This is a genomic window from Rhizobium sp. BK251 (assembly GCF_004345245.1).
Taxonomy (GTDB): Bacteria; Pseudomonadota; Alphaproteobacteria; order Rhizobiales; family Rhizobiaceae; genus Rhizobium.
Genome location: NZ_SLUQ01000015.1, coordinates 72,993 through 90,299 on the forward strand (window position 1 = coordinate 72,993; position 17,307 = coordinate 90,299).

Consider the following 17,307-nt stretch of genomic DNA (forward strand, 5'->3'; position numbering starts at 1 on the left):
GATTATAGATGATGCCATCGCTGGCCGTTGCTTGGTGTCGATACGCGGCGACCTAAATGTTTACTTTCCGAAGCGAGGAGAAAGACATGACGGCAATTCCCTATCGCAGCGCTCTTATCATCGGGGCGGGGTCCGGCATCAGTGCCTCGCTTGCTCGAGTGCTGCGCTCGGCGGGCCTGTCGGTTGTCGTCGCCGCCCGAGACGTCGAGAAGTTGAGCCCATTGGTCGACGAAACCGCCGCCTTCGCCCTGCCGGTCGATGCCAGCGATGCAAAACAGGTGGAGCGTCTCTTCGTAGAGACGGACGCGCTGATAGGCTCGCCGGAGGTGGTGATCTACAATGCCAGCGGGCGGGTTCGCGGGCCGATTGCCGAGCTCGATCCTTCCGAGGTGGAGAAGGCGGTCGCCGTCTCGGCATTGGGCGCCTTCTACGCCGTGCAGCAAGCGGCTCGACGAATGCTTCCGGCGGGAAAGGGAGCCATCCTTCTCACAGGCGCCACGGCCGGCGTCAAAGGCTTCGCGAACTCGGCGCCGTTTGCGATGGGTAAGTTCGCCTTGCGCGGTCTCGCGCAAAGCGCCGCGAGGGAGCTTGCCCCCAAGGGAATCCATGTCGCACACGTCGTGGTCGACGGCGCCGTACGCAGCAAGCTTCGCCCCGATCCGAACGAGTCTCCGGACAGCACGCTCGATCCCGACGCCATCGCCCAATCATACGTAGACCTGCTTCGTCAGCATCGCAGCGCATGGTCATGGGAGATCGAAGTCAGGCCGTGGGGGGAAAGGTTCTGACGAGCCCGAGCTGTCCTACGATGCTGCAAACCGCGGCGAGGAAGACCCCGTTTGACATGGATGAGTTGCTTGCGGCTGTCGGTGCTGTTACGGACGATGGGCCCCATCTCACCGCGGCTCATCTGACGGGCGGTCATGAAGTCGATCCAGTTCTCGCCATCCTGCGCCAACTTCGAGACCCAGTCCTTGTCGTCCATCCTATATGGATTGTACATCCGGCGACCACCCTGAGTTCGCCGGCCGAAAAGTCTCTTGGGCATCAACGACTGCCAATGGGTCAGGGCGGAGGTGTCTTCGTCGCCACGGCCCTGGATCGACGCGGCTGGATCTGTAGTTAAACCTCAGCGTCTTCGCTGCTTTCGGCATTTCCGCCGTTGAATATGTTGGTCAGCGCGGCGCAGTTTGGATCTCTGACGTCGAACAGTTCGGCTGGAGACTTCCAGCCGGTCGCGATGCCGATGGCAGTTCCTGTTGCCCAGACCGGCTCTTCTCCTGCCCGCTGCAACAGGCGGGGGCCGTGGGCCGCGACGCATTGCTGAGATTGCTGCAATGCCGCGACGGGGAGGTTAGCGCTATCGACGCGCTCACGGATTTCGGCGTGGAGAGGGTCGACGACGAACAGAGCGAATAGCCAGGCAGCGATTTCGGAGATCAGGGCGGTTTTTCCCTTGGCGTCGGCGTGAATGTCGGGAATGGTCCGACATCGCGAAAGTGCCGATGCTTTCGCCAGAGGGGCCCGGACCAGCGGGTCGAGCGCTCATTTGGGGATTGCAGGGCGCATTTCAAGTGCCGCGGGCGGCCGACGCTGGCCCAACACGTCCGGACGCCTATATCCGTGTCCGCCAGGGATCAAACCGGGCGGGGCAGTGGGCAAAGACCTATCCTGGTGGCCGATCGCTTCAAGGCGCCTTGCGATCGAGAGATGGCAGCCGCGTCCTGCGCCGGTCGCCATCGGCCGGCCATCCGTCCGTTCCCATTGCCGCGACGTCGAAAGCCAGTGGTTCGGCTCACTACTTCAAGAACCTGGTCAGCAGCTCCCACAGTGTTAGCTCATGATTGAAACGGCCGTTGCGAAGGAACTCCAACACCTGCGCAATTGCGAGCGGATTGTTCATGATGAATGTATGCGTCGCTGCCAGGACGATGTGATCTGCCATACCGTCCAGCTTGGTGCTTTCCACCGAAACCTTGCCGTCATTCGGCCCGTCGAAGGCGCTCGAAAGAAGTGGATTGACCGAGATATTGCCGGCAATGATGCCGAGGTCGAAGTCAGCAGGACCCAAGCTGTTCGGGACACTGCCGGCTTCGGTGCCGAGCTGCAGCCCGGCTGGCCCGTTGAGGATCTCGAAAAGCTTTATGTCCCTAACGGAATCGACGATCTCTGACCCGTGGTTGGGGGGAGCCAGCATAACGACTCGCCCGAGATTGGCGGGCCGGTCCTGCTTCAGCCAGGCCCGAACAAGGATGCCGCCCATGGAATGGGTAACGAAATGAACCTTTCGCTCACCGCACTCGGACACCGACTGACCAATGTATGTCAGCAGCGCCTCCAGGGGAGCCTCCGTGGACGGATATGTGTTGTTGACCACCTTATAGCCCGCCGCTTGCAAGCTTTCTTCCATGATGAGCAACGAGGCTTCCGTCCTGGCGAGCCCATGCAGCAGCACCACGCACTCCACAGCAAGGGCAGACGTCGGGCAGAAACACATGATGCAGAAGGCCAGCACACGCATTGACGGCCCGCATATAGTTGGAAGTCTGGCGCATGATGTCCGTACTGGTGCGCGTTGTCCATCGCAACGCCTGCGCCGTCGGCGTATTTAGGCCTTCGTCCAACTCGGCCAACGGCCTCAAGTGGCGGGATGACATCTTTCAGGCCGAGCACTTCTGCCCATCGGCTGGCGCGCCAACGCGTTCGGTCCGGCCTCGCGTCTCTTGCATTTCGCTCCGCGCCGAGATCAACCTGTGGCCACCATCTTCTTTTGAAAGCTGTCATGCGCCTTCCGCCTCTCAACGCCATCCGCGCTTTCGAAGCCGTCTGCCGGCAGGGCAGCGTGTTGCATGCCGCTGAAGAACTCGGTGTCGTACGTGGCGCGGTGCGCCTGCAGATCGCAACACTCGAGAATCATTTCGGCGAGAAGCTCTTCACGAGGGACGGCCGGCGGCTCGTGCCGACGGAAAGAGCGAGGGATCTGGCTGAAGCGGCGACGGCGGCTTTTTCCCTCTTGCAGCATGCTTCCGCCGATTTCCAGAACGGGACTGCGCGCAAGCTGCGGCTCGGTGTTCCATCGGCCTTTGGCATATGGTGGCTGATGCCGCGCATGGGCAGTCTGCAGGATGCGATGGACTCGACGGAAGTCGACATCGTCCCGATGGTTGTCGCCGAGCCTCTTCTCAAGCATCCCGAGCTCGACGCTGTGATCATGGGCGGCGAGTATCGTTCTTCGGCGGGCGTTACTGCGGTGCGTTTCATGGAGGATGAATACGGTCCGGTGGCCGCCCCGTCTCTTGTCGCGGGGTTCGGGAAAGACCCCTCGACCATGTTGAAGGCGACCATGCTTGTCAGTCGCAGTGTGCCGAAACTCTGGGAAGAGTGGTTCGCCGAGAGCGGGACGCCGCCGGTGGATTTTGTGCGCCGCCTGGAATTCGAGGACCTCCTGCTGGCACTTGGCGCCGCCCGCTCGGGCTTAGGTGTCGCACTCGCACCGCGCGCCTCCATCGAGGACGACCTTGCGCGCAATGTGCTTGCTGCTCCTTTCGGCTTCATCCGCCGCCCGGCCGGCTACAGCTTCTGCTGCCGCACGACCGATCTCCGAAAGCCAGGCTTCGCGGCAATCCGGGATTGGCTAGTCAGGGCAGGGGCCGGAGATCAATAGGGCAGATTTTCTGCCCTATTGGCAGGGGAATGTCCATACCTTCTGACGGCGCCTATCGTTAAGACGGCTTATCGCCATCGGAGACGCCATGATGAACAACACCGCCACCCGTATTGACTGGATCGGAAACAGCTGCCGCCTGTTGAAGGCGACTAGCGCGGAGTTCGAGCGCACGCGGCCGTTCGCGGGGCTTTCGATCGGCACCGGCATTCATCTGGAGCCGAAGACGGTCGCCTTGCTGATGACGCTCCTGGCGGGTGGCGCCAAGCTCGTTTGCACCGGCAATCTCAACAGCACGCAGCCCGCCACCGTCGACTATCTGCAGTCCCAGGGCGTCACCGTCTTCGCGACGCAGACCACCGATCCTGCCGAACACCACCGCAACCTTGAGGCGGTTGTCGATGCCAGGCCTGACTTGTTGCTCGACAATGGCGGCGATCTCTTTGCCATCGCAGCCGAGCGTCCCTACGCCAATCTGCTCGGCGGCACAGAGGAAACGACGTCCGGACGCACGCGCCTCCTGCCGATGCGCGAAAAGCTGAACATGCCGATCCTGGTCATCAATGATAGTCCGATCAAGCAGTTTGCCGAGAACAAGCATGCCGTCGGCCAAAGCCTATTTGAAAGCTACATGCGCTTCACGAACCGGTCCACCAATGGCAAGCGCGTGACGGTCTTTGGATACGGCGCCTGCGGCAGAGGCACCGCCGCCTGCTTCCGCAATGCCTTCTCCACGGTAAGCGTCGTCGATATCGATCCTGTGACTGCGCTTGAAGCGCATCTCGATGGCTTCGTCACACCGCGACGCGAGGAGGCGATCCGATCGGCGGATGTCCTCGTCACCGTCACCGGCTTTCCCGATATCGTAACCGCCGCGGACCTGCCGCTTCTCAAGGATGGTGCCATCCTGATGAATGGGGGCCACTTCCCGTGGGAGATCGATGTTGCCGGCTTTCGCGCTCATTCCGACGTTGCGCATATCGAGCGCTATGAGACCGACGCGATGGAAGCGCTGCATCTTAGCGACGGCCGCAAGTTTCACATTCTCGGCGGCGGGCATATGGCAAATCTCGCCGGACCCCGGCCGCTCGGCAATTCCGTCGAGTCCATGGACCTTGGATTCACGCTGCAGGCACGCTGCCTGGAGCGCGTTGCAAAGGGCGAGGTAGGAGCCGAATGCTGCATCGTCCCGGTGCCCAAGGATATCGACGCCGCGGTCGCAAGCGCCTATCTCGATCTGGCACGCTAGCACTCCGGCCAGCAAGGCTCCCCGGCCGCACGCTTGTCGTGAATTACCGTTTGCGCAGGAGACCCTGTTTCGGCCCGTCCGCAAGTAATGATGCGGACCTTGGCCTGTCCGGCCGAGTGCGGATGCAGGTGCAAAGCAAGTGGGCCGGCTGCGACAACAGTCGGCTCAAATCAGTATCCCATTCACCCCTAGTTACGCTGGACATCGAAGATTAACATGAGTAACACACTCATGAAATTTTTCGGTTCGTCCATCGGCTTGCTGCCACCGGGATACGGGTAGCTCAAGGAGTGATCTATGTCTCGACGCCTCAAGGCTCTTTCCGCACTGGCATTGTCCCTGCCTATCTTTCTGCCGACAACGCTGCATGCCGAAAGTTCGTTTCTCGATCACCGCGGAAAGAAAATCACCTTCGAGAGGCCGCCGGAAAAGGTCGTCACGATCGTCCGTTCCGCGCCGATCATATATCGCGCGGTCGACGAGAAGGCGGACAGCATTGCCGGCATGAACAGGGATTCGCTGGTGCGATATTTCACCAGCGGCATCTACGCCGAAATGCTGCCGGAGATGGCAAAGATCAATGCCAGCGCAGCCCAGGACGGTTTTGTACCGAATGTCGAGGCAATCCTCGCCCAGAAGCCGGACGCGGTAATTCAATGGACCCATGACGAAAAGCTCATCGAGCCACTGGAGCGTGTCGGTCTCACCGTCGTGGGCTGGCAGTGCTGCACGGAACAGGACCGCCTCGACTACATCACGCTGACGGGCTACATGACCGGTCGCAACGACCGCGCACAGGCGATCCTGAATGCACAATCCGATACATTGAAGGCACTCGACGGCAAGGTCGCCAAGCTCGACAAGACAGCTCTTCCTTCGGTTCTTCATATCGACAAGCTGGCCGACCAGATCCAGGTCATCGCCAACGGTTCACAGGATCTTTCGCTCAGCGGCGTGACGAATCCGGCGGCCGACAATACTGGCGAATGGTGGCGCACGGTCGATTTCGAGCAGCTACTGGTCTGGAACCCCGACATCATCATCATTCCGGCCTATGCGGACCTCACGCCCCAGGACTTCTTCAACAACCCGGTGATCGCCAGCCTCAAGGCGGTCAAGGAGAAGCGGGTTTACAAACAACCAGTCTTCGCGCGCACGCCGGATGCGCCGGAAATCTTCCTCACCTCGGAATGGCTGGCCGCCATCGCCCACGGCGCCGACTTCGCACCGGAATTCAGGAAACAAATCGTCGATACCTACAAGCTGATCTACGGCGCGGAACTGACGGACACTCAGATAAAGGCAATCCTTGAATCCGAGAGCAATGCGCCGGCGCTGAAGTATGTCGAACTTTTCGGCTAAGGCACCGGCAACCGGTCTTGCAGGGCGGAGCCGAGCTTCGGTTTCCGTCCTTCCCGTGCTGATCTGCATTCTCGTTCTTGCGATCCTCTATTCGCTGACGATCGGACGCTACGACCTGTCGGTCCGGGATGTCGCCTACATTCTGATCGACAACGTGCATCCCATGATCATCCCCTATTGGGAACCGGTGCAGGAAGTCGTTGTCGAGCAGGTTCGTCTTCCGCGCATCATGGCAGCGGTCATTGTCGGCTTCGGCCTGTCCGTTTCGGGTGCGGCACTGCAGGGGCTCTTCCGAAATCCGCTGGTGGATCCAGGCATCATTGGCGTTACGTCAGGCGCGGGCTTCGGGGGCACGCTGGCAATCCTGCTCGGATTGCAAGGTCCTCTTCTGCTGACGATGGCCTTCCTCTTCGGCATCGGGAGTGTCTTTCTCGTCAAGCTGTTGTCGACGGTGCGGGGACGCACAAGCATGCTGACGCTCGTTCTGGCGGGCGTCGTCATATCGGCCTTCTTTTCGGCAGCGATTTCCATCGCCAAACTGCTTGCCGATCCCTTCCAGAAACTGCCCGCCATCACCTACTGGCTGATGGGCAGCATCGCATCAAGCAACTATCTGGACGTTTTGCTGGTCGCTGCGGCAGTGGTGCCTTCGGCCGTCATGATCTATCTGCTGCGCTTCCAGATCAACATCATGTCGCTTGGCGAGGAAAGAGCCAGGGCGCTTGGCACGAAGGTCGTGCTGGTCCAATGGATCATCCTCGTCGCTTCGGCTCTTATTTCGGCAGGCGTTGTTGCGACTTCCGGCATCATCGGCTGGGTTGGCCTCGTCATCCCGCATGTCGCTCGTGCGTTCGTCGGCGCCGACCACCAGCGGCTGCTGCCGGTATCTGGCGTGATCGGTGCGATCTACCTGCTGATGGTCGACAATCTGGCACGGACGGTGACAACGGCAGAGATCCCGCTTGGCATCATCACTGCTCTGATCGGCGTTCCGGTCTTTGCGGTAATCCTGCGTCGTCTCCATGCGAAGGGGGGCTGGTCCAGTGATTGAGGCAAGCGACCTCACCATCGAGCGCGGTGGTCAGACCATCCTCAGAAATTATAGCCTGCGTCTGGAACGGGGGCGGATTCTGGCGGTGCTTGGCGCCAATGGCGTCGGCAAGACAACCCTGATCAATACACTGATCGGCGTTATAAAGCCGAGGTCCGGACGGCTTTCGATCGGTGGTCAGGTGGGCTTCGTTCCCCAGCTGTTCGAAGTGCCGTTTTCTTATTCCGCGCTCGATATCGCCCTGATGGGCAGAGCTCGCCATCTCGGTATGTTCGGCGCGCCCGGCAAGTGGGACTACGAGGTCGTGCGGCACTATTTCCACATGCTCGGGATCGAACATTTCGAACAGCAGGCCTTCAATTCGTTGAGCGGCGGCCAGCGTCAGCTGGTGATGATTGCCCAGGCGCTGACATCGGAATGCGAGCTGCTGGTGCTCGACGAACCCTGTGCGGCCCTCGACTACAAGAACCAGGACAAGGTCCTGGGGCTTCTTGCCCATCTCAGGGAAACGCACGGCATGACGATCGTCTTTTCTACCCACATGCCGCAGCACGCGGTGGAGATTGCCAGCGACGTCCTGCTGATGACCAGCGGGACCAGTTATGTCTGCGGCCCGACGGCGGATGCGCTTAGCCCCGAAAACCTGACGGTTCTTTATGACCTTCCGATCGCTCGGGCGGATTTCAACGGGCTCGCCAAACATACCTACGCACCCGTATTCCGTCACGATGGAGCGCGCTTCGATGGCTGAGCCAACCGTGCCCGGCAAGAGGCTTGCCTATGTCCACTGGGGCAATAGCTGGCAACTGCGAAGCTTCCAGGATTTTCGTCACTATATCGACGACCTCATCTATATCCACGACCTGCCCCAGACCGACCTGTCGTCCTACGCAGCCGTCGTCGTGCCAGACGCGATGGACACGCCCACGCTGCATCCTTATGCACGGCAGTTGAACGCCTATATGCATGGCGGCGGTTTTCTTGTCGTATTGCTCCAGGGCCATGCTGACTGGCTCGACATTCCGGGACTTGAGTGGACGCAGGGGAACTGCCGCGACTGGCTGTGGTGGACGAAAGGCAAACAGCTGGAGGTAAGGCTTTCCGAGCCACGCCACCCTATCACAGACAGCATGCCTCTTTCCCATATGAGCTGGCATTGGGGCGGCTCCTACAACGTTCCGGACGGTGCCCGCTCCATCCTCGAGATTGAAGACGGGCGCGGCAGCCTGTTTCTCGACTTTCCCTCGCTGCCCGGCGGCGGCAGATTGCTGCTCGCAACGCTGGATCCGCACTCGCACAACGGCCAACGCTTCATGCCGGCGACCACGCGCTTCCTCCGGTCGTTTTATCCTTGGCTGAACCGCGAGCTGGGGATCGAGCGGCCTGCGAAAAACCGGTTCACCTATCTACAATGCTCTCACGTCCCGTCGGAGTGGCATCCTGAATGGATAGAGGAAAGTCTTGGACGAGCCGAGTTCGAGCTCCTCTTTGCTCCCTGCGATCGGCTCGGCCCCGAATTGCTGGCGAAGACGGACACGCTCTATATCCCGAGCAGTCACGACGAGTTCTTCCTCAAGAGTCGAGCCGACGATCTTGTCGCGTTTTTGGAGCGGGGCGGGAACCTGATCATCTGCGCCGAACCGTTTCAACCGTGGTTGCCCTTCATGGCACCGTTCCACGCCGTTCCGCCGCGCCCTTTCGCCAATATCAAGGTTCGCGTGCGCGATGACCGGTTCGGGATTTTCTCCGATCTCGGCGAAGGATTCGACGGCTGGCAAGGCATTTTCGGCCAGTATGCGCGCGGCTGGACCGATCCACCTCCCGGTGCGATAAGGCTGACCGATGTCGGCCCCGAGCACGACCCGAAACCGGCGGACTGGATCTGGCAGTACCCGACCCCAACCGGACGCGGGGGATACGTCTTCATGCACAACGGCGACAACATGACCCGATACCCGGACCATGGCCCGAAAAAGGAGGGCCTCGTTGCCAATATCGCCGTCGCGCTAAGAAGGCTCTCCATGGGTGAGTTGTTATTCTAGCGGGATGGCAAGGGGTCGAACTGCCGGATGCCCGCCCCGCACGGCCTTTTGTCTTGCCGCAGCAATAAAACGCCGACCGCGCTAGCGGCTGCCGAACCGCGCAGTTGCGGCGCTGGCTTGATCTCTTAAACCTTGGTGGAGAACTGGGCGGGCGCGGCGCAGGACTGCCCGATGAGCAGCCTCGGGTCAACGATGTGTTCTCTGGCGGCTATTGCCTCGGGCGTGCGGCTGCTTATGCGCTCCAGCAACCACTTGCTTGCCACACGGGCAATCTCATCGATTGATTGCACGGCCATTGTGAGCCGAGGAGAGATGACGTTTGACCACGGCACGTCGTCTATGCAGGTGAGGGAAATGTCGGCTGGGCATTTCAGCCCGAGATCGTTAATCGCCTGGAGGACGCCAAGCGCGGTGATATTGTTGGCCGCCAGAATGGCCGTCGGCCGATCGGGACGGGTAAGGAGCCGCATCGCCTGCGTATACGACAAGTCTCCATCGTATTCGCCACGGACGACAAGGCTGTCGTCCACCGGCAGCCCCGACGCCGCCATGGTGTCGTAGAAACCCTTCATCCGCTGTTCGGCTGTCCAGAGGCCTGTGATCCCAGCGATATGCGCGATGCGCGTGTGGCCCCATCGGATCAGGTGTTCGGTCAACATGGCGCTGGCCAGGACGTTGTCGGACCCGATGAAATCGGCATCGATCCCCTCCACCTTGTGATCGAGCATCACGATCGGCATTCTGTATGAGGAGATACGCTCCACGTATTCGCGTCCCCTGCCGTGTGGCGATAGGATGACGCCGGCGACTCGCTGGCCGCTCAATTGCTCGAGGATTGCCAGATCGCGCTCGGGGTCTGCCCTGGATTCCGAGACGATGACCAAATGGTTCTTCTCGATGGCATAGCGCTCGACCTCCTGAAGAATCTTCCCGAAAAACGGGTTGGAGATGTCGCCGACGATCATCCCGATCAGCCGGCTGCGACCGCTTTTGAGGCTCTGAGCCACAGGATTTGCAACATATCCGACGTCACGCGCAGCCTGCCAGATACGCTGATAGGTATCTTCGTTCACCTTGCCTGTTTCATTCAGTGCCAGTGAGACCGTCGAGATTGAGACGCCGGCCAATTTCGCGACATCGCGTATCGTTGCCATTTCATCGAACCGTTTCTATCGGAACCAGCGTCCGAGGCGATCGGACATATCAGTTGCCAATACAGAGCTTTCCGCGTCTCGTCTAGATCGCGCGATCGGCTATTGACACCGATATTGCTCTTATGGCTTATTTCACATCGAAACGGTTCGATGCTTAGTGGTTGCGGGTTTCCGCATGCATTTGAGGATGTTGCCGAACCGGTTCGGAGGGGTGGTGCCAACTGGGACCGCCTGCCGGCTCGGCAACGTGAGATGGACACCGGGGCGCGCCCCAAACCTGTCCCTGGGAGGGGATCATCGATATGAACTGGACGAAGACGCTCTCGCGTTCTGTGCGCCTGTGCGCGTATGCATTGGGACTGGCCGCCGCAGCCGGCCCGCTTCATGCTCAAGAGAAGGTGACCATCAAGATGTGGAACCTTGTCGAGGAGGGCTACCCTGCCTTTCTCGATTACGCCAAGGCCGAATACGCAAAAACACATCCTGATGTCACGATCGTCAACGAGTTCTTCCCGAACGAGGCCTACAAGACGACGCTTCAGGTCGCCCTCGTCGGTTCTGCGCCGCCGGACGTATTCTTCAACTGGTCCGGTGAGGACGCGCAACGCCTGATCCGCGACAAGTTGGTGCTGGACATAACCGACCTCGGCAGCGCGCCCGGTGGATTCAAGTCTTCGATATCCGAAAGCTGGCAAGCTGCCTTCGAGAAGGACGGCCGCAACTACGGTGTCCCGAATGAGGCAGTCTCCAAGTATTTCTACTACAACAAGGGATATTTCGACGAGCATAAGCTGACCCCGCCCACGGACTTTGCGGGGCTCATCGGCCTTTGCAAGACCATCCGCGAGATCGATCCGAGCACGGTGCCACTGCCGCTGGGCAATTCCGAGCGGTGGAAGCTCATCCATTACATGACCATGCTCAATGATCGCATACTCGGTTCGGCAACCACCGCTCCGGACTACGGGTTGACCGCTGACGACGCGGCACTTTTCACCAACCCGGGCTATGTCGAAGCCTGGCAGAAGGTCTTGGATCTCAAGGCGGCAGGCTGCTTCCAGGACGCACCGAATGCGACGTCTCCGGAGGTTAGCCGATCGATGTTCTCGTCAGAGGTCGCGCCCATGATCTACTGCGGCAGCTGGTGCGCCGGGATCTTCGATGCAGAAGGCTTTACCAACTACGCAATGTTCCGCATGCCCCCTATTGCTGGCGGCAAGGGCGATCCGAATACAAACTTCCTCGTGCCTCAGGGCCTGATGGTGTCATCGAAGACGGCGCATCCCAAGGAGGCTGTCGAATGGCTGAGCTTCCTGGTTTCGGCTCCGATCGCGGCCAAGTACGCGGAGATCAAGAAGGCCATCCCCTCGAACCCTGCGGATATCGACTCTGTCACGAACACCACCGAGCAGTTCAAGTGGATCGTGAAGGATGTCGCGACATTCTCGGAGGGCATCAATGTCCTTGACGTCAATCTCGAGCAATCAGTCTCCGAGGCCTATCTCAACGCCGGCGTCGAAGTGCTGAACGGCAGCCTTACTCCGGAGCAGGCGATGGAGAAAATCCGCACGACAGCGCTCGCTGCCAAGGCGAAGCGGGCGCAATAGCCGGGCCCGCCCGATACGCGACGTATTCCGAAACTGCGCACCGGCGTCTGTCAAAGCAGACGCCGAGCCTCGCCCACAGTTCGAATTTCCCTTTTGAGCATGAGCGTCGATGTCCAACACGACATATGAAACGACCATTCGAGAGACGAGCGGAATCCGCACGAGCCCGAGGCGAACATATTCTCCGCAGATGGCCTCTCTCCTCTTGCTGTTTCCAGCGATTGGCTTGTGCTCGGTCTTCATCTTCATCCCGGCTTTCCTGGCAGTGGTCGGTTCGCTTTACGAGTTCAGCCTTACGTCTCCGGAGTGGCGTTTCGTCGGCCTTGGCAACTACGCGCAGGCGATGGCCGACCCGGTTTTCTGGCTGGCGCTTCGCAACAATGCCCTCATCGTCATCGGATCGATCGTTCTTCAGGTCGGCTTCGGAACGGTGCTGGCCGCAATTCTCGATCGCGGACTGCCGGCCGGCTCCACGATATTTCGGACGATCATCTTCGCGCCGATGGTTATCTCGTCGGTTGCGGTAGCTCTGATCTGGCTGATCATCCTCGACCCCAACACCGGTGTGTTGAACGCGCTGGTCAAGCATGTTGGTCTGACCCCGCCGATCTTGGGTTGGCTCGGCGACCCGAACATAGCCATGCCGATGCTGCTTGTGATCGCAGCCTGGCAGTATACGGGCTTCATGATGGTGCTGATCCTTGCGGGACTGCAGGGGGTTCCGAAGGAACTCTACGAGGCGGCGGCGCTCGATGGTGCCAAGGGCGTCAAAGCGTTCTGGCACATCACACTCCCCTCGATCCGCAACGTTCTCGTGGTGGCAATACTGATCACGACCATTGGCGGCATCAAAGTCTTCGACCTGATCTACGCAACCACGAACGGTGGGCCGGCAAACGCCACCCAGGTGATGGGCACCTACATCTATCTGCAGGCCTTCTCACTGAACAACATGGGTTACGCCGACGCGATGTCGGTCGTCCTGCTCGTGCTGGCGGTGCTTCTCGGTATCCTGCAGCTCAAAGCGTCGCGGAGGGCATGAGACATGAACATGCCGCGTTTTCGCATGGCCACCCTGATCCTTTACGGCGTCGTTTCGCTGTGGAGCCTCTTCGTCCTCATGCCGATGGCATGGATGCTGTTTGCCGCCTTCAAGACCCGCCGGGAAATCTTCACCAATCCCCTCGGCCTGCCTGGCAGTTTGACTTTCACCGCCTTCGACAGAGCCTGGGGTGTCGGTGTAGGCACCTTCATGCTGAATTCGGCACTGGTCACGATCGTGGCCGTCACCCTGATCGTCATCATCAGCGGAATGGCCGCCTATGTGCTGGCTCGATCCGAAAGCATATGGATGGGGCTGCTGTACCTGATGATCGTGGCCGGCTTCGCCGTACCCGTCCAAGCGGTGCTGGTGCCGCTATTCCAGATGATTTCGGCCGCGGGGCTGCTGAACCAGCGGTTTGCAATCGTGCTCCCGTATGCGGCCTACGGCATACCGTTCACGACCATTCTCTTCTACGCATTCTTCCTTGATTTTCCACGTGAGCTGGAGGAAGCGGCACGTTTGGACGGCTGCGGCAGGCTCCAGACGTTCTTTCGGGTGATCCTGCCTTTGTCGGGACCTGCAATCGCGAGCGCAGCAATCTTCCAGGCAGTCTTCATCTGGAACGAGTTTCTCCTGGCGCTGCTGATGCTCACAAATCCCCAGGTCAAAACGCTTCCCGTAGGCATTCTTCAGCTGCAGGGCTCGTTCACTGCAGACTGGCCCGCGATCATGGCGGGCCTCTCGATGGCCGTCGTGCCAATCCTGCTCGTCTTCGTTTTCGCCCAGAAGTATTTCGTCCGCTCGCTCGCCGGGCTCGGGAAATAGGATCGCCAATGCCGAACTTGGAAATAGAGAACGTCGTCAAGAACTACGGAAGCTTTCATGCCATCAAGGGTGTCAGCTTCAAAGTCGAGCCAGGCGAATTTGTTGTCATGGTCGGGCCGTCGGGTTGCGGCAAGTCCACACTTTTGCGGACAATCGCCGGTCTCGAGACTATCAGCGGCGGTTCCATAAGCATCGACGGGCGTGACATTTCGCGAGATGAACCCTCTGACCGCGGGGTGGCGATGGTTTTTCAGAACTACGCCCTCTATCCGCACATGACCGTGGCGCAGAACATGGGTTTTGCCCTCAAGATCGCTGGCAGACCCAAAACCGAGATCAACGCTGCTGTCAGGCGCGCCGCGGAAATCCTCCGCATCACGGATCATCTGCACAAGAAGCCTAAGGCTCTTTCCGGCGGCCAGAAGCAGCGTGTCGCGATCGGCCGCGCGATCACGCGTTCGCCCGACGTCTTTCTGTTCGATGAGCCACTGTCAAATCTGGATGCCGCACTGAGATCGCAGATGCGGGTGGAGCTTGGCCGGCTGCATGCCGAGCTCAAGGCCACGATGGTCTATGTCACGCATGACCAGACCGAGGCGATGACCATGGCAAGCCGCATCGTCGTTTTGAACGACGGAAGGATCGAGCAAGTGGGCTCCCCGCTGGAACTGTACAACAGGCCGCTGAACCGGTTCGTGGCCGGATTCCTTGGCTCGCCCAGGATGAACTTCATCAGGGCGCGCGTTACTGCGGCTTCGACAGGCAGTGCCACCATTGTCGCCGATGGCCTGCACGGCTCGTTCGATCTCGATCTGACAGGCGTTTCCGCCAATGACGAGATCACGCTCGGTGTTCGCCCCGAGGCGTTCGGGGATTCCGGCCAGAAGGGCTGGACAATCGACGCAACGGTGGCCGTCGTTGAAAGCCTTGGCCGCGAGACCCTCATGTATGTCGACGCCGGAGCCCTTCGCGCGTTCGATTCAGAATCTCATGAGGGCTACTTCGCCGTGCATCGCCCGGCTCAGATCAACGCCGTCTACGGCGATCCTATTTCGTTCACCCTCGACCCCGCCGCTCTCTTCGTGTTCGCCAAGGACGGCCGTTCCTTGCGTCACCCGCCGGTGCAAAGAGCAAACCACTGACCCAGGAGGCCTTTTATGCGTTTTCGCCAGATCCATCTCGATTTTCATACGTCAGGCCTCATCCCGGGCATCGGCTCTCGGTTCAATGCCAGTGAGTTTGCGTCAGCATTCAAGAATGCGCATGTCGATTCAGTCACCGTCTTTTCAAAGTGCCATCACGGCTATTCGTACCATCCGACCAAGGTCGGCGAGACCCATCCCGGTCTGCGCTTCGACCTGCTGCGGGCTCAGCTCGACGCCTTGCACGGCGCTGGCATCAACGCTCCCATTTATCTGACGGCCACATGGGACGAGCTTGCCGCCCATCGTCACCCCGAATGGCGTGCAGTATCACCCGAGGGTGGCCAGCCTCGTCAGGGCACGACACCAAACGGACCCGGGTGGGCATTTCTCGACTTCTCGACACCCTATCTCGACTATCTGTGCGCGCAGACAGAGGAGGTAATGACCAACTACCCCGACGGCGATGGCATCTTCATGGACATCGCCTTCCAATTGCCATCCGTCAGTGCCTCGGCACGCGACAAGATGGACGCAATGGGGTTGGACTGGACCAATCCGCAGGATGTGCATAAGTTCACGCATCAGTCGGCTGAAAATTTCTATCAGCGTGTGCGTGACGCGGTTCACAAGCACAATCCCAGCATGCCTCTGTTCTTCAATTCCGGCCATATGCGCCGCGGCTTGCGGTCTCACTATGCCGATTATTACAGCCATCTGGAGATCGAGTCGCTTCCGACGGCCGGTTGGGGCTATGATCACTTCCCTCTCAGTGCCCGCTACTTTGATGCGCTCAAAATTCCCTTTCTCGGGATGACCGGGAAGTTCCATTTTCATTGGGGCGAAGTCGGTGGCTACAAGGTGCCCGAAGCGCTTGTGTATGAATGCGGAGCCATGCTTGCCCACGGGGCGCGGTGCTCCATCGGCGACCATCTGCATCCCACCGGGCAGATCGATAAATCCACGATGTCTATCATTGCTCCCGCCTATGAGTGGGTCGAGCGGCGCGAGCCATGGGCAATCGACACCGAAAACCGGGCGGAGATTGCGCTGCTTTCGGCGGAGGCCGCGTCGAGACCCTCCCTCGTGGGAATTCCGGGGCAATCCGACCATCGGTTCGACGGTCCTGAACACGGAGCAGTCCGGGTGCTGTTGGAAGGCAAATTCGCCTTCGACGTCGTCGATACCGAAAGTGACTTCTCGCCGTATCGACTGCTCATCCTGCCTGACGTGATCGAGGTCGATCCGCGGCTCAAGGCTAAAATAGACGCCTATGCGGCAGAGGGCGGAAGGGTGCTTCTGACCGGCAAGAGCGGCATCGATCCAGACAAGGGGTTCCTGTTCGACGTCGGGGCGAAGTGGAAGGGAACGTCGCAGATGACTGGCGGTGACTACCTGTTGCCGATCGACGAGTTGCGTGCCGGATTCGTGAATGATCCGCTCTTCACCTACCAGCCGTCGGAGCAGATCGTGGTGACCGATGGCACTTCGTTGGGTGAAGTGTATGATCCCTATTTCGATCGACGGCCACAGCACTTCTCGGGCCACGTGAACGCTCCCAGCAAGCCCGAGGCATCCGGCTTTGCGGCAGGGTCGGAGAAGGGCAACTTTACCTATCTCGCTCACCCCATATTCAGCTGCTATCATCAGGCTGGCGCCGTGGCGATGCTGGAGATCGCCGAAAAGGCGATCAATCGCGCCTTGGGTCGCCCCAAGATCGTTACGACCTCCCTTCCGCGTGCGGGCAGGGTGACCGTGCGCAGCCAGCCGGGTGAGCGTCGCGACATCGTACATCTGCTCCATGCCACGCCTGCGCTCCGAGGCAACCTGCGCGGCGCGAACATCCAGCCAATTCAAGACATCACAACGCTACACGAGGTATCGGTCTCACTCGCTTCGCGAGGCCAGGTGGAGGCGGTGCGTATCGTCCCGGCCTTGCAACCGCTGGACTTTGTCGTCGACGCGGACCGCGTGGATTTCGTGGTTCCTGAGGTGAACGGCCACGCGATGGTGGAGATTGTCTATGCATAGCCGTTGGCGATGAACGGCTTTGCTCATCCATGAACGACGCGCTCAACGCGTGAAGAAGTGGCTCTCCACGCGTTGTTCGACATGTTTCAGCTCTCAACTGCGTGGTAGGTGGCAGTCAGCAAGCGCCGCAGGAGA

At 60.0% G+C, this 17,307-nt stretch carries 14 protein-coding genes; 12 read left to right on the top strand and 2 right to left on the bottom strand.

The window, feature by feature from the left end:
* Positions 1–86: 86 nt before the first annotated feature.
* A complete protein-coding gene (locus tag EV286_RS29420; RefSeq protein ID WP_132960802.1) occupies positions 87–788 on the top strand; it encodes an SDR family NAD(P)-dependent oxidoreductase in 702 nt (233 codons plus the stop codon).
* Positions 789–1,798: 1,010 nt separating this feature from the next.
* Here EV286_RS29420 and EV286_RS29430 read toward each other — a convergent pair.
* The gene (locus EV286_RS29430) at positions 1,799–2,521 is read right to left on the bottom strand and encodes an alpha/beta hydrolase (RefSeq protein ID WP_132960803.1); all 723 of its coding nucleotides are present in this window, start codon (positions 2,519–2,521) and stop codon (positions 1,799–1,801) included.
* A gap of 261 nt (positions 2,522–2,782) precedes the next feature.
* Here EV286_RS29430 and EV286_RS29435 point away from each other — a divergent pair, with 261 nt between their 5' ends.
* From EV286_RS29435 to EV286_RS29460, 6 genes are all read left to right on the top strand, one after another.
* Positions 2,783–3,664: a LysR substrate-binding domain-containing protein gene (locus tag EV286_RS29435; RefSeq protein ID WP_132960804.1), complete on the top strand. Its 882-nt coding sequence runs from the start codon at positions 2,783–2,785 to the stop codon at positions 3,662–3,664.
* 91 nt (positions 3,665–3,755) lie between these two features.
* Positions 3,756–4,913 carry an adenosylhomocysteinase gene (locus EV286_RS29440; protein ID WP_132960856.1) on the top strand — a complete coding sequence of 386 codons (1,158 nt, stop codon included), beginning with the start codon at positions 3,756–3,758 and terminating at the stop codon, positions 4,911–4,913.
* Positions 4,914–5,210: 297 nt separating this feature from the next.
* Positions 5,211–6,275 carry an ABC transporter substrate-binding protein gene (locus EV286_RS29445; protein WP_132960805.1) on the top strand — a complete coding sequence of 355 codons (1,065 nt, stop codon included), beginning with the start codon at positions 5,211–5,213 and terminating at the stop codon, positions 6,273–6,275.
* Complete coding sequence (locus EV286_RS29450; RefSeq protein ID WP_132960806.1) at positions 6,256–7,326, top strand: iron ABC transporter permease; 1,071 nt, start codon at positions 6,256–6,258, stop codon at positions 7,324–7,326. Before EV286_RS29445 ends, EV286_RS29450 begins: the two co-directional genes overlap by 20 nt.
* Entirely contained in the window at positions 7,319–8,077 is a 759-nt protein-coding gene (locus EV286_RS29455) for an ABC transporter ATP-binding protein (RefSeq protein ID WP_132960807.1), read from the top strand. Before EV286_RS29450 ends, EV286_RS29455 begins: the two co-directional genes overlap by 8 nt.
* Positions 8,070–9,368: a hypothetical protein gene (locus EV286_RS29460; RefSeq protein WP_132960808.1), complete on the top strand. Its 1,299-nt coding sequence runs from the start codon at positions 8,070–8,072 to the stop codon at positions 9,366–9,368. Before EV286_RS29455 ends, EV286_RS29460 begins: the two co-directional genes overlap by 8 nt.
* Positions 9,369–9,493: 125 nt before the next feature.
* Here the strand turns inward: EV286_RS29460 and EV286_RS29465 are convergent, their stop codons facing one another.
* Positions 9,494–10,522, bottom strand: a complete 1,029-nt coding sequence (locus EV286_RS29465; protein WP_132960809.1) for a LacI family DNA-binding transcriptional regulator — start codon at positions 10,520–10,522, stop codon at positions 9,494–9,496.
* Between the two features lie 302 nt (positions 10,523–10,824).
* Between EV286_RS29465 and EV286_RS29470 the strand changes: the two genes are divergently transcribed.
* The 5 genes from EV286_RS29470 to EV286_RS29490 all read left to right on the top strand — a co-directional run bounded on the left by EV286_RS29470 (position 10,825) and on the right by EV286_RS29490 (position 17,172).
* Complete coding sequence (locus EV286_RS29470) at positions 10,825–12,129, top strand: ABC transporter substrate-binding protein (protein ID WP_132960810.1); 1,305 nt, start codon at positions 10,825–10,827, stop codon at positions 12,127–12,129.
* 109 nt (positions 12,130–12,238) lie between these two features.
* On the top strand, positions 12,239–13,171 hold the full coding sequence (locus tag EV286_RS29475) for a sugar ABC transporter permease (protein WP_207909943.1): 933 nt from the start codon (positions 12,239–12,241) through the stop codon (positions 13,169–13,171).
* Positions 13,172–13,174: 3 nt separating this feature from the next.
* Positions 13,175–13,999, top strand: a complete 825-nt coding sequence (locus EV286_RS29480) for a carbohydrate ABC transporter permease (protein ID WP_132960811.1) — start codon at positions 13,175–13,177, stop codon at positions 13,997–13,999.
* A gap of 8 nt (positions 14,000–14,007) precedes the next feature.
* A complete protein-coding gene (locus tag EV286_RS29485) occupies positions 14,008–15,141 on the top strand; it encodes an ABC transporter ATP-binding protein (protein ID WP_132960812.1) in 1,134 nt (377 codons plus the stop codon).
* Between the two features lie 15 nt (positions 15,142–15,156).
* Entirely contained in the window at positions 15,157–17,172 is a 2,016-nt protein-coding gene (locus tag EV286_RS29490; RefSeq protein ID WP_132960813.1) for a beta-galactosidase trimerization domain-containing protein, read from the top strand.
* The last annotated feature ends 135 nt before the right edge of the window (positions 17,173–17,307 follow it).

What these genes read in the sequence shown, in the direction of transcription:
- EV286_RS29420 (WP_132960802.1), top strand. Translation starts at nt 87, where the DNA reads ATGACGGCAATTCCCTATCGCAGCGCTCTTATCATCGGGGCGGGGTCC.
- EV286_RS29430 (WP_132960803.1), bottom strand. Translation starts at nt 2,521, where the DNA reads ATGCGTGTGCTGGCCTTCTGCATCATGTGTTTCTGCCCGACGTCTGCC.
- EV286_RS29435 (WP_132960804.1), top strand. Translation starts at nt 2,783, where the DNA reads ATGCGCCTTCCGCCTCTCAACGCCATCCGCGCTTTCGAAGCCGTCTGC.
- EV286_RS29440 (WP_132960856.1), top strand. Translation starts at nt 3,756, where the DNA reads ATGAACAACACCGCCACCCGTATTGACTGGATCGGAAACAGCTGCCGC.
- EV286_RS29445 (WP_132960805.1), top strand. Translation starts at nt 5,211, where the DNA reads ATGTCTCGACGCCTCAAGGCTCTTTCCGCACTGGCATTGTCCCTGCCT.
- EV286_RS29450 (WP_132960806.1), top strand. Translation starts at nt 6,256, where the DNA reads ATGTCGAACTTTTCGGCTAAGGCACCGGCAACCGGTCTTGCAGGGCGG.
- EV286_RS29460 (WP_132960808.1), top strand. Translation starts at nt 8,070, where the DNA reads ATGGCTGAGCCAACCGTGCCCGGCAAGAGGCTTGCCTATGTCCACTGG.
- EV286_RS29465 (WP_132960809.1), bottom strand. Translation starts at nt 10,522, where the DNA reads ATGGCAACGATACGCGATGTCGCGAAATTGGCCGGCGTCTCAATCTCG.
- EV286_RS29470 (WP_132960810.1), top strand. Translation starts at nt 10,825, where the DNA reads ATGAACTGGACGAAGACGCTCTCGCGTTCTGTGCGCCTGTGCGCGTAT.
- EV286_RS29475 (WP_207909943.1), top strand. Translation starts at nt 12,239, where the DNA reads ATGTCCAACACGACATATGAAACGACCATTCGAGAGACGAGCGGAATC.
- EV286_RS29480 (WP_132960811.1), top strand. Translation starts at nt 13,175, where the DNA reads ATGAACATGCCGCGTTTTCGCATGGCCACCCTGATCCTTTACGGCGTC.
- EV286_RS29485 (WP_132960812.1), top strand. Translation starts at nt 14,008, where the DNA reads ATGCCGAACTTGGAAATAGAGAACGTCGTCAAGAACTACGGAAGCTTT.
- EV286_RS29490 (WP_132960813.1), top strand. Translation starts at nt 15,157, where the DNA reads ATGCGTTTTCGCCAGATCCATCTCGATTTTCATACGTCAGGCCTCATC.